This window comes from Pseudomonas farsensis (assembly GCF_014268805.2).
Lineage (GTDB): Bacteria > Pseudomonadota > Gammaproteobacteria > Pseudomonadales > Pseudomonadaceae > Aquipseudomonas > Aquipseudomonas farsensis.
On record NZ_JABWRF020000002.1, the window covers coordinates 228,042 to 240,474 of the forward strand.

Below are 12,433 nucleotides of genomic sequence, written 5' to 3' on the forward strand. Positions count from 1 at the left end.
CGAGGACACTATGGCCCGTTTCGGAACGCAAAAACTCTACATTGATGGCGCTTACGTCGACGCTGGCAGCACTGCCACGTTCGAAGCCATCAACCCGGCCACCGGCGAAGTCCTCGCCCATGTGCAGCGCGCAACCGAGGCTGACGTCGAGAAAGCCGTCGAAAGCGCCGAGCGCGGCCAGAAAGTCTGGGCTGCCATGACCGCCATGCAGCGCTCGCGCATCCTGCGCCGTGCTGTAGAAATCCTGCGCGAGCGCAACGACGAGCTGGCCCAACTGGAAACCCTGGACACCGGCAAGTCGTACTCCGAAACCCGTTATGTCGACATCGTCACCGGCGCCGACGTGCTGGAGTACTACGCAGGCCTGGTCCCGGCCATCGAAGGCGAGCAGATCCCGCTGCGCGAATCGTCCTTCGTCTACACCCGCCGTGAGCCGCTGGGCGTGACCGCCGGTATCGGCGCGTGGAACTACCCGATCCAGATCGCCCTGTGGAAATCCGCCCCAGCCCTGGCTGCCGGCAACGCGATGATCTTCAAGCCGTCGGAAGTCACCTCGCTGACCACCCTCAAGCTTGCCGAGATCTACACCGAAGCGGGCCTGCCCAACGGCGTGTTCAACGTACTGACCGGCAGCGGCCGTGAAGTCGGCACCTGGCTGACCGAGCACCCACGCATCGAGAAGGTGTCGTTCACCGGCGGCACCACCACCGGCAAGAAAGTCATGGCCAGCGCTTCGAGTTCCTCGCTCAAGGAAGTCACCATGGAACTGGGCGGCAAGTCGCCGCTGATCATCTGCGCCGACGCCGACCTGGACAAGGCCGCCGACATCGCCATGATGGCCAACTTCTACAGCTCCGGTCAGGTCTGCACCAACGGCACCCGCGTGTTCGTGCCGGCTTCGCTGAAGGCTGAGTTCGAAGCCAAGATCGCCGAGCGCGTTGCCCGTATCCGCGTCGGCAACCCAGAAGACGAAAACACCAACTTCGGCCCACTGGTCAGCTTTGCCCACATGGAAAGCGTGCTGTCGTACATCGCCAAGGGCAAAGAGCAAGGCGCCCGTGTGCTGTGTGGCGGTGAGCGTCTGCTGGACGGCGACTTCGCCAAGGGCGCCTTCGTGGCCCCGACCGTATTCACCGACTGCACCGACGACATGACCATCGTCAAGGAAGAGATCTTCGGCCCAGTGATGAGCATCCTCAGCTACGAGACCGAGGAAGAAGTCATCCGCCGCGCCAACGACACCGAGTACGGCCTGGCCGCCGGCGTCTGCACCAACGACATCAGCCGCGCCCACCGCATCATCCACAAGCTCGAAGCCGGTATCTGCTGGATCAACGCCTGGGGCGAGTCGCCGGCCGAAATGCCGGTGGGTGGCTACAAGCAGTCGGGCGTGGGCCGCGAAAACGGCATCAGCTCGCTGGCGCAATACACCCGCATCAAGTCGGTCCAGGTCGAACTGGGCGACTACGCCTCGGTCTTCTAAGACCCAGAGCTGCAAGCGCCAAGTTTCAAGCTGCAAGAAAGTGCCGGTCGCGTTCTGCCACCGGCCCTTGCAGGCCTAATCCATCCGTGAGCTTTGCACAACTGCCTCTACTTGCAGTTTGTCGCTAAAGGCTCACCGCTGCTTCCGGAGCAAGCCCCATGGAATACGACTACATCATCGTTGGTGCCGGCTCGGCCGGTAACACCCTGGCCACCCGCCTGACCGAAGACGCCAACGTCAGCGTGCTGCTGCTCGAAGCCGGTGGCCCCGACTACCGCTTCGACTTCCGTACCCAGATGCCAGCCGCCCTGGCCTTCCCACTGCAGGGCCGCCGCTACAACTGGGCCTACGAGACCGACCCCGAGCCGCACATGAACGGCCGCCGCATGGAGTGTGGTCGCGGCAAGGGCCTGGGCGGCTCGTCGCTGATCAACGGCATGTGCTACATCCGCGGTAACGCCCTGGACTTCGACGGCTGGGCCAAACTGCCAGGCCTGGAAGACTGGGCCTATCTCGACTGCCTGCCGTACTTCCGCAAAGCCGAAACCCGCGACATCGGCCCCAACGACTACCACGGCGGCGACGGCCCGGTCAGCGTGGCCACGCCCAAGGCTGGCAACAACCCGCTGTTCCACGCCATGGTCGAAGCCGGCGTGCAAGCCGGTTACCCGCGCACCGAAGACCTCAACGGCTACCAGCAGGAAGGCTTCGGCCCGATGGACCGTTCGGTTACCAAGGAAGGCCGCCGTTCCAGCACCGCTCGCGGCTACCTGGACCAAGCCAAGAAGCGCCCGAACCTGACCATCGTCACCCACGCCCTGAGCGACCGCGTGCTGTTTGAAGGCAAGCGCGCCGTCGGCGTGACCTACCTGGTGGGCGACAGCGAAGAACGCGTCGAGGCCCGTGCGCGCAAGGAAGTGATCGTCAGCTCCGGCGCCATCGCTTCGCCGCAACTGCTGCAACGCTCCGGCGTCGGCCCGCGTGCCCTGCTCGAAAGCCTCGATATCCCGGTGGTCCACGACCTGCCAGGCGTGGGCGAGAACCTGCAGGACCACCTTGAGCTGTACCTGCAATACGCCTGCACCCAGCCGGTATCGCTGTACCCATCGCTGCTGTGGTGGAACCAGCCGGCCATTGGTGCCGAGTGGCTGTTCAAAGGCACCGGTATCGGCGCCAGCAACCAGTTCGAGGCCGGTGGTTTCATCCGCACTCGCCCTGAATTCGAGTGGCCGAACATCCAGTACCACTTCCTGCCGGTGGCGATTAACTACAACGGCTCCAACGGTGTGAAAGAGCACGGTTTCCAGGCGCACATGGGTTCGATGCGTTCGCCAAGCCGTGGCCGCATCCAGGCCAAGTCCAAAGACCCGCGCCAGCACCCGAGCATTCTGTTCAACTACATGGCCACCGAGCAGGACTGGCAGGAATTCCGGGACGGCATCCGCCTGACCCGCGAAATCATGGCTCAGCCGGCGCTGGACCCTTACCGTGGCCGCGAAATCAGCCCGGGCGCCCACGTGCAGACCGATGAGCAGCTGGACCAGTTCATCCGTGAGCACGCCGAAACCGCCTTCCACCCGTCCTGCTCGTGCAAGATGGGCACCGACGACATGGCAGTGGTAGACGGCGAGGGCCGTGTGCATGGCATGCAGGGCCTGCGCGTGGTCGACGCCTCGATCATGCCGATCATCATCACTGGCAACCTGAATGCCACCACGATCATGATCGCCGAGAAAATCTCGGACAAGATCCGCAACCGCAAGCCATTGCCGCGCAGCACCGCTGACTACTACGTCGCCAACGGCGCGCCGGTCAAAGGCAAGCCGATGCGGGAAGTGCAGCAGGGCTGATTGGGCCTGGTGATGCCTGGGTCCCACGCGACCTCGGGTGTGTAGGAGCGGCCTTGTGTCGCGATGGGCTGCGAAGCAGCCCCGGCGATTCTGCATGATGCGCAAATCCTGGGGCCGCTTCGCAGCCCATCGCGACACAAGGCCGCTCCTACACCGTCCGCGTAAAAAGGCACCTCTCGAGGTGCCTTTTTTCATATGCAGAAACGCTTTACACCCTGCTAATTCATCAGGTTAGAATCGGTTGGCACGCGACCTGCTAGCTCAACGCTATCAAGTCCTCTTCTTCTGCTGTCCCCGGAGTACCTGCCTTTGGATGCGAGCACCATCAACAGCCTGTTCCTGATCGGCGCACTGCTGGTCGGGGCAAGTATTCTGGTCAGCTCGCTATCGTCGCGCCTGGGCATCCCAATTCTGGTCATCATCCTCGCCGTCGGCATGGTCGCCGGCGTGGACGGTGGCGGCATCATCTTCAATAACTACCCGACCGCCTACCTGGTGGGCAACCTGGCGCTGGCCGTGATCCTGCTCGATGGCGGCCTGCGCACACGGGTAGCGAGCTTTCGCGTAGCGCTGTGGCCGGCGCTGTCGCTGGCGACCGTCGGCGTGCTCATTACCACCGGGCTGACCGGCATGGTCGCCGCCTGGCTGTTCGACTTGAGCCTGATCCAGGGCTTGCTGATCGGCGCCATCGTCGGCTCCACCGATGCCGCGGCGGTGTTCTCGCTGCTGGGCGGCAAAGGCCTGAACGAACGGGTCACCGCCACGCTTGAAATCGAGTCCGGCAGCAACGACCCGATGGCGGTGTTCCTCACCGTGACCCTGATCGACATGATCGCCAGCGGCCAGACCGGCCTGCACTGGAGCCTGCTCACCCATCTGCTGCGCGAGTTCGGCATCGGCGGCTTGCTGGGCCTGGGCGGCGGCTGGCTGATGCTGCAACTGGTCAACCGCATCAACCTGGCCGGGGGCCTGTACCCGATCCTGGTGGTCGCCGGTGGCCTGGTGGTGTTCTCGCTGACCAACGCCCTGCACGGCAGCGGCTTCCTGGCCGTTTACCTGTGCGGCCTGGTGCTGGGCAACCGGCCGATCCGCAGCCGCCACGGCATCCTGCACATGCTCGATGGCATGGCCTGGCTTGCGCAGATCGGCATGTTCCTGGTGCTCGGCCTGCTGGTCACGCCCCACGACCTGCTGCCGATTGCGCTGCCGGCGCTGGGCCTGGCGCTGTGGATGATCCTGGTGGCGCGGCCACTGTCGGTGGTTGCCGCACTGCTACCATTCAAGGCGTTCCATGGCCGCGAAAAAGGTTTTATCAGCTGGGTCGGCCTGCGCGGCGCGGTGCCGATCATTCTGGCAGTGTTCCCACTGATGGCGGGCCTGCCGGACGCACAGTTGTTCTTCAACCTGGCGTTCTTCATCGTACTGGTGTCGCTGTTGGTGCAAGGCACCAGCCTGCCGTGGATGGCCAAGCTGCTGAAAGTGACGGTACCGCCGGACCCTGCGCCCATTTCGCGCTCGGCGCTGGAGGTGCACATCACCAGCGAGTGGGAAATGTTCGTCTACCGCCTGGGCGCCGAAAAGTGGTGCATCGGCGCCGCCCTGCGCGAGCTGAAAATGCCCGAGGGCACGCGCATCGCCGCGCTGTTCCGTGGCGAGCAGCTGCTGCACCCTTCGGGTAGTACGGTGCTGGAAATCGACGACATGCTCTGCGTGATTGGCCACGAACATAACCTGCCGGCATTGGGCAAGCTGTTCAGCCAGGCACCGCAACGCGGCCTCGACCTGCGTTTCTTCGGCGACTTCGTGCTCGAAGGCGATGCCGAACTGGGTGCGGTCGCTGCACTGTATGGCCTGAAACTCGACGGCCTGGACGCAAAAATGCCGCTGGCGCAGTTCATCCGACAAAAGGTCGGAGGCGCTCCAGTAGTAGGCGACCAGATCGAATGGCATGGCACCATCTGGACCGTTGCGGTCATGGACGGGAACAAGATCCAGAAAGTCGGCGTCAGATTCCCCGAAGGAACCCGGCCAAGCCCTGGGTTGTTCCTCTAAACTGCGAATTGCCTCGAAGCACAAGAACTCTGCCTATGTCCCTGCGTGCGTACTGCCGCACAGCCCTGATCGGGCTGTGCCTGACCCTGTCGCTGGCTGCTACCGCAGCCGAAGCTCTCACCATTCCTGGCACCCAGAACAGCCTCGACAAGATCGGCGAGCGCAAACTCCCGGAAGCCGAGCAGAAAGCCGTGCAGCAGGTGCTGGAGCAAACCCTGGCACTGCTGGCAAGCAAGCAGGACACCGAAAAAAAGCTCGCTGACCTCAAGCAGCAACTGGCCAGTGCCCCGCAGGAAATCCGCGACAGCCAGCGCGAGCTGATCAAGCTCAAGGGCACCGCCGCCGTGCCCGTAGCCCAGCGCTACGCCAACCTCAATGTGCCGCAGCTTGAACAGATGCTCAGCGAGCGCAGTACGCTGCAGGGCGACCTGCAAAAGGCGCTGTCCGAAGCCAACAGCCTGATCATCAACTCGCAGACCCGCCCGGAACGTGCCCAGGCCGAGATCAGCAGCAACCAGACCCGCTCGCAGCAGATCAACAACAGCCTCAAGAGCGGCAAGGACAACGGCAAGGCGCTGAGCGCCGACATGCGCAACCAGCTCAATGCCGAGCTTGGCAGCCTCAACGCCGTAACCCTGCTGCGCCGCCAGGAGCTGGCCGGCAACAGCCTGCTGCAAGACCTGGGCAATGCCCGCCATGACCTGCTGATCGAGCGCGCCGCGCGTCTTGAGCAGGAAATCCAGGACCTGCAGACGCTGATCAACCAGAAGCGCCTGGCGCAGTCGCAACAGACCGTCACCCAGCAGTCGCTGGAAGCGCAGAAAGCCGGCGGCAGCAACCTTTTGGCCACCGAAAGCGCCGCCAACCTGCAACTGTCCGACTACCTGCTGCGCAGTACCGACCGCCTCAACGAAGTCACTCAGCAGAACCTGCGCGCCAAGCAGCAACTGGACAGCCTGACCCAGGCCGACCAGGCGCTGGATGAGCAGATCAGCGTGCTCAAGGGCAGCCTGCTGCTGTCGAAGATCCTCTACAAGCAGAAGCAGGCCTTGCCGCACCTGAAACTGGACCGCGACCTCGCCGACCAGATTGCCGATATCCGCCTGTACCAATTCGAGATCAACCAGCAACGCGAACAGATGAGCAGCCCGTCCAACTACGTCGACAAGCTGCTGCTCAACCAGCCCGAGGAAGACGTCACCCCGGCGCTGCGCAAGGCCTTGCTGGAGGTGGCGATTTCCCGCGCCGACCTGCTCGAACGCCTGAACCGCGAACTGTCGGCGCTGCTCAACGAAAGCATCACCTTGCAGCTCAACCAGAAGCAGCTGCTGGGTACCGCGCAAGGCCTGCGCACCACCCTTGAAGAGCAGATGTTCTGGATACCCAGCAACAAGCCGCTGGACTGGCAGTGGCTGCGCGAAGTGCCAGACCGCCTGAGCTACCAGATGGCCAACCTGCCGTGGGGCTCCGGGGTGTCGGAGCTGGCCGACGGGCTGGTGCAGCAGCCGCTGCTGTTCTCGCCGCTGCTGCTGGTGATCGGCGCACTGCTGTGGCGGCGCAAGGCGCTGTACCGGCGCCTGGGCAAGGTTCACCAGGACATCGGCCATTTCAAGCGCGACAGCCAGTGGCACACGCCGCAGGCGATCCTCATCAATATTCTGCTGGCCATGCCCTTGGCGCTGGCGCTGACGCTGGGCAGTTACGCCCTGCAGATCGACGCCCGCGGGCAGAACGCCAACCTCGGCGCGGCACTGTGGCAACTGGCCCAGGCGTGGCTGGTGTTCTACACCGCCTACCGCATCCTGGCCCCAGGTGGCGTTGCCGAGATTCACTTCCGCTGGCACAAGCCGCAGGTGGAGTTCCTGCGTGGCTGGATCCGCCGGCTGGGCACCGTGGTGCTGGCGCTGGTCGGCGTGGTGGCGGTGGCCGAGCATCAGCCCTCGGCGCTGGCCGACGACGTGCTGGGCATCGGCGTGGTGCTGACCTGCTATGCGCTGATGGCCTGGTTGCTCAGCCGCCTGCTGTTGAGCAGCCCCGCGCACCGCAACACCTCGCTGTTCCGCAAGGCCGTCGGGGTGGCGTTTACCGCGCTGCCGATCGCGCTGTTCGTCGCCGTATGCTTTGGCTATTACTACACCGCGCTCAAACTCACCGACCGGCTGATCTACACCCTGTACCTGCTGCTGTTCTGGCTGGTCATCGAGGCGGCGTTCGTGCGCGGCCTGTCGGTGGCCGCACGGCGCCTGGCCTACCAGCGCGCCCTGAGCAAGCGTCAGGCGGCCAAGGAAGGGCTTGATGGCGAAGTGCTGGTCGAAGAACCGACGCTGGATATCGAACAGGTCAACCAGCAGTCGCTGCGCCTGATCCGCCTGGCTTTGCTAGGCGGCTTCATTGGCGGGCTGTACTGGGTCTGGGCCGACCTGATCACCGTGTTCTCGTACCTGAACAACGTCACTCTCTACGAATATTCAAGCGGTACTGGCGCTGCCGCCAGCATGGTGCCGATCAGCCTCGGCGACCTGCTCGGGGCGTTGGTCATCGGCGGTATTGCCGTGGCCCTGGCGCGCAACCTGCCAGGCCTGCTGGAAGTGTTGGTGCTGTCGCGGCTGAACCTCGCCCAAGGCAGCGCCTACGCCATTACCACCTTGCTCTCCTACGTGATCGCCGGGGTCGGCATCGTCAGCACCCTGGCCACCCTCGGGGTGAGCTGGGACAAGCTGCAATGGCTGGTGGCGGCGCTGTCGCTGGGGCTTGGTTTTGGTATGCAGGAGATCTTCGCCAACTTCATCTCCGGCATCATGATCCTGTTCGAGCGCCCGGTGCGCATCGGCGACACCATCACCATCGGCAACTTGTCGGGCACCGTCAGCCGTATTCGCATTCGTGCAACCACCATTACCGACTTCGACCGCAAGGACATCATCGTCCCCAACAAGACCTTCATTACCGGGCAGTTGATCAACTGGTCGCTGACCGACACGGTCACCCGCGTGACGCTCAAGCTTGGCATCGACTACGGCTCGGACCTGGACCTGGTACGCGACCTGCTGCTCAAGGGCGCCCACGAGAACCCACGCGTGCTCAAGGACCCAGAGCCGATCGTGTACTTCCTCAATTTTGGCGAAAGCTCGCTGGACCACGAACTGCGTATGCACGTGCGTGACCTGGGCGACCGCAACCCGACCCTGGATGAGCTCAACCGCTACATCAACCGCGAGTTCAAGGCCCACGGCATCAAGATTTCGGTACGCCAGGTGGAGGTGTTCCTGATGGACACAAAGAACGGCAAGCAGCAGCAAATAGCGCTGGAGCACAAACCCGATAGCACGCCACCGGTGTGAGTGGACGCCAGCGGGCATGACCCCGAGAATGATGCCCAGCATCCATCACCGCATCACCGGGCAAGCCCGCTGCCACGCACGCCACGTGGTGCCGGGCTGGCCCTGCGATCAGCCCAACTGCGGAGCAGGCCAGTGAAGTCCCTCGACCACCTCACCTTCGACAACCGCTTCGCCGCCCTCGGCGATACGTACTCGACCGAAGTCCTGCCCGACCCCATCGCCGACCCGCGCCTGGTGGTTGCCAGCGCCTCTGCCATGGCCCTGCTCGACCTCGACCCGGCCCAGGCCGAACTGCCGGTGTTTGCCGAGCTGTTCAGCGGCCACAAGCTGTGGGCCGAAGCCGAACCCCGGGCCATGGTGTATTCCGGCCATCAGTTCGGCTCTTACAACCCTCGCCTGGGCGATGGCCGCGGCCTGCTGCTGGGCGAGGTGCTCAACGATGCCGGCGAGCACTGGGACCTGCACCTCAAGGGCGCTGGCCAGACGCCGTATTCGCGCATGGGCGACGGCCGCGCCGTGCTGCGCTCGTCGATCCGCGAGTTTCTGGGCAGCGAAGCGCTGCACGCGCTGGGCATCCCCAGCAGCCGTGCGCTGTGCGTGATCGGTTCGAGCACCCCGGTGTGGCGTGAAACCCAGGAAAGCGCGGCCATGCTGCTGCGCCTGGCGCAGAGCCACGTGCGCTTCGGGCATTTCGAATACTTCTACTACACCCGCCAGCCCGAGCAGCAGCGTGTGCTGATCGACCACGTGCTACAGCAACACTACCCCGAGTGCGTCAGCGCCGAGCAGCCCTATCTGGCGATGTTCCGCAGCATCGTCGAACGCAACGCCGAGCTGATCGCCCGCTGGCAGGCCTATGGTTTCTGCCATGGGGTGATGAACACCGACAACATGTCGATCCTGGGCATTACCTTCGATTTTGGCCCCTATGCGTTTCTGGACGACTTCGACGCTAACTTCATCTGCAACCACTCCGACGACCGTGGCCGCTACAGCTATGCCAACCAAGTGCCCATCGCCCACTGGAACCTCAGCGCGCTAGCCCAGGCGCTGACCACAGTGATCGACGTCGAGGCGCTCAAGGCCGCGCTGGAACTGTTCCTGCCGCTGTACCAGGCGCACTACCTCGACCTGATGCGCCGTCGCCTGGGGCTGACCAGCGCCGAGGACAACGACCTGGCGCTGGTCGAGCAGTTGCTGCAACGCATGCAGAGCGGCGGCGTGGACTACACGCTGTTCTTCCGTCGCCTGGGCGAGCAGCCGCTGCCCGATGCCTTGCAGGTGCTGCGCAACGACTTCATCGACCTGGCCGGGTTCGACGCCTGGGCCGCCGACTACCTGGCCCGCTGCGAACGCGAGCCGGGCAACGCCGAAGGCCGGCGCGAGCGCATGCATGCGGTCAACCCCCTATACGTGCTGCGCAACTACCTGGCGCAGAAAGCCATCGAAGCGGCCGAGGCCGGGGATTACAGCGAAGTGCGGCGCTTGCACCAGGTGTTGAGCACGCCGTTCGACGAGCAGGAAGGGATGCAGGCCTACGCCGAACGGCCGCCTGAGTGGGGCAAGCACCTGGAAATAAGCTGTTCGTCCTGAGCCTTGGGCCAATTACCGATGGCCCTATCGCAGGCTGGCGCCAGCTCCCACAAAATCAAGGGCGACTCCATCCCTGTGGGAGATTCTATGGTTTCGGGCAAGTCGCTTTTGATTGTGTAGGAGCGGCCTTGTGTCGCGAAAGGGCTGCGAAGCAGCCCCAGCGATTCTGGTGGGTGCTCAGATCCTGGGGCTGCTCCGCAGCCCTTTCGCGACTCAAGGCCGCTCCTACACTGACCGCGTAGACGGCATCGATATGTGGATGGGCGAGCGCTGTGGGGTGGCGATAGCCTGCGATGCGCCGCCAAGGCGGCGCCCGATTTGAGCAGCAGCACAACTCTTACGCACTGCGCTCCAGCAAATCATGCAACTCGACAAACTGCTGGGTGAGCTTGTGCCGTGGTTCCAGGTGAATCAGCGGCAAGCTGGCGTGGTGCGACTCGCGCATCTTCACGGAACTGGTCAGGTACACCGGCAACACCGGCAAACCCTCGGCCACTAGCTCGTCGAGCATCTGTTGGGGCAGGCTGGCGCGGGCCTGGAACTGGTTGACGACGATGCCTTCTACCTCCAGCTCCTCGTTGTGGTCTTCCTTGAGCTCGTCGATTTCGGCGAGCAGGCCATACAGCGCCTGGCGCGAGAAGCTGTCGCAATCGAAGGGGATTAGTACGCGATCAGCGGCAATCAGCGCCGAAACCGCATAAAAATTCAAGGCAGGCGGCGTATCGATGTAGATCCGGTCATAGTCTTCGTCCAGCTCTTCAAGCAGTTTGCGCAGCTTGTTGATCTTGTGCTTGGCCTCAAGCTTGGGCTGCAGGTCGGCAAGCTCCGCCGTGGCCGTGACCACATGCAGGTTGTCGAACGGGGTTTCGTAGATATCCACCTTGTTCTTCTTCGAAAACGGGCCGCTGGACAGCGACTGCTTGAAAAAGTCGGCGATCCCCATGGGGATATCGTCGCCGGTAAGGCCGGTCAGGTACTGGGTCGAGTTGGCCTGGGCGTCCAGGTCGATCAGCAGGGTCCGATAGCCTTCACTGGCACTCACCGCTGCGAGATTACAGGCAATGCTCGACTTGCCTACGCCACCTTTCTGATTGAAAACCACGCGCCGCATGTCAGACCTCCGTGTATCAACGAATGCCCGAGTATGTGAGCAGTACCGGTGTTTAGCCAGCACCTTCGGGCGCATCCTGCCCCGCCAGCAGCGCGGCAAAGGCATTGGCCATCGCCGAGCCCGGTGCTTCGCGACGTACCAGCCACACCGCCGTCATGGCCTGCTCGTCGAGCAAGGTGCGGTACACCACCCCATCGATGCGCATGCGCTGGAACGACGCCGGCAACACCGACACGCCAAGCCCCGCCGACACCAGCCCGATAATGGTCATCGCCTCGCCCGCCTCCTGGGCAAAGTGCGGGCTGAACCCGGCCTGGCGCGCCAGGCTCAGCAGTTGCGCATGCAAGCCACTGCCGTAGCTGCGAGGGAAAAACACGAACGGCTCGTGGGCCAGCGCCTGCATGTACAGGCCCTGCTCGCTGCCCGCTGCCAGCGGGTGCGAAGCGTTGAGCACGGCGACCAGCGGCTCGCGGAACAGCTCGGTGCAGCGGATGCCCTCGGGCAATGGCAGGGGGCGCATCAAGCCCACCTCGATCGACTCGTCGAATACCGCCTGCACCACCTCGCGGCTGCTCATTTCCTTGAGGTTCAGGTGCACCGAGGGAAAGCGCTGGCGAAAGGCATGGATCGCACGGGGAATACGTGAGGTAAACGGCGCCGAAGAGGTGAAGCCGACCTTCATCTCGCCCAGCTCACCCAACTGCGCTCGTCGCGCCACATCTGCGGCTTTGTCTACCTGCGCCAGCACCTGCCGGGCCTCGTCGAGGAACAGCCGGCCTGCCTCGCTCAACTCGACCCGGCGGTTGGTGCGCTCGAACAGGCGTGCACCCAGCTCTTGCTCAAGGGCCTGGATTTGCTGGCTCAGGGGAGGCTGCGAGATACCCAGTTGCTGGGCGGCACGGCCAAAGTGCAGCTCCTCGGCCACGGCGATGAAGTAGCGCAGGTGACGCAGTTCCATGCTTGCTCCAAACAAGTCGTAAAACGTCTTAAACAGGTCGAACAA

General features: G+C 63.8%; 7 protein-coding genes. 5 read left to right on the forward strand and 2 right to left on the reverse strand.

Features of this window, described 5'->3' with window-relative positions; all coding sequences use genetic code 11:
• The first annotated feature begins 10 nt into the window (after positions 1–10).
• The 5 genes from betB to selO all read left to right on the forward strand — a co-directional run bounded on the left by betB (position 11) and on the right by selO (position 10,319).
• The gene (betB, locus tag HU719_RS10430) at positions 11–1,483 is read left to right on the forward strand and encodes a betaine-aldehyde dehydrogenase (protein WP_186537157.1); all 1,473 of its coding nucleotides are present in this window, start codon (positions 11–13) and stop codon (positions 1,481–1,483) included.
• A gap of 158 nt (positions 1,484–1,641) precedes the next feature.
• Positions 1,642–3,333 carry a choline dehydrogenase gene (gene betA, locus HU719_RS10435; RefSeq protein ID WP_186537156.1) on the forward strand — a complete coding sequence of 564 codons (1,692 nt, stop codon included), beginning with the start codon at positions 1,642–1,644 and terminating at the stop codon, positions 3,331–3,333.
• A gap of 309 nt (positions 3,334–3,642) precedes the next feature.
• Positions 3,643–5,385: a potassium/proton antiporter gene (locus HU719_RS10440; RefSeq protein ID WP_186520926.1), complete on the forward strand. Its 1,743-nt coding sequence runs from the start codon at positions 3,643–3,645 to the stop codon at positions 5,383–5,385.
• Between the two features lie 35 nt (positions 5,386–5,420).
• Positions 5,421–8,726 (forward strand): mechanosensitive channel MscK, encoded by a 3,306-nt coding sequence (mscK, locus tag HU719_RS10445; RefSeq protein WP_186537450.1) that lies wholly within the window; start codon positions 5,421–5,423, stop codon positions 8,724–8,726.
• Between the two features lie 132 nt (positions 8,727–8,858).
• Positions 8,859–10,319 carry a protein adenylyltransferase SelO gene (gene selO / locus HU719_RS10450; RefSeq protein WP_186537449.1) on the forward strand — a complete coding sequence of 487 codons (1,461 nt, stop codon included), beginning with the start codon at positions 8,859–8,861 and terminating at the stop codon, positions 10,317–10,319.
• Between the two features lie 337 nt (positions 10,320–10,656).
• Here selO and HU719_RS10455 read toward each other — a convergent pair whose 3' ends face one another.
• Positions 10,657–11,430, reverse strand: a complete 774-nt coding sequence (locus HU719_RS10455; RefSeq protein WP_186522084.1) for a ParA family protein — start codon at positions 11,428–11,430, stop codon at positions 10,657–10,659.
• A 52-nt stretch (positions 11,431–11,482) separates the two neighbouring features.
• Positions 11,483–12,388, reverse strand: coding sequence for a LysR family transcriptional regulator (locus HU719_RS10460; RefSeq protein ID WP_186537147.1), 906 nt, complete (start codon positions 12,386–12,388; stop codon positions 11,483–11,485).
• Positions 12,389–12,433: the final 45 nt, after the last annotated feature.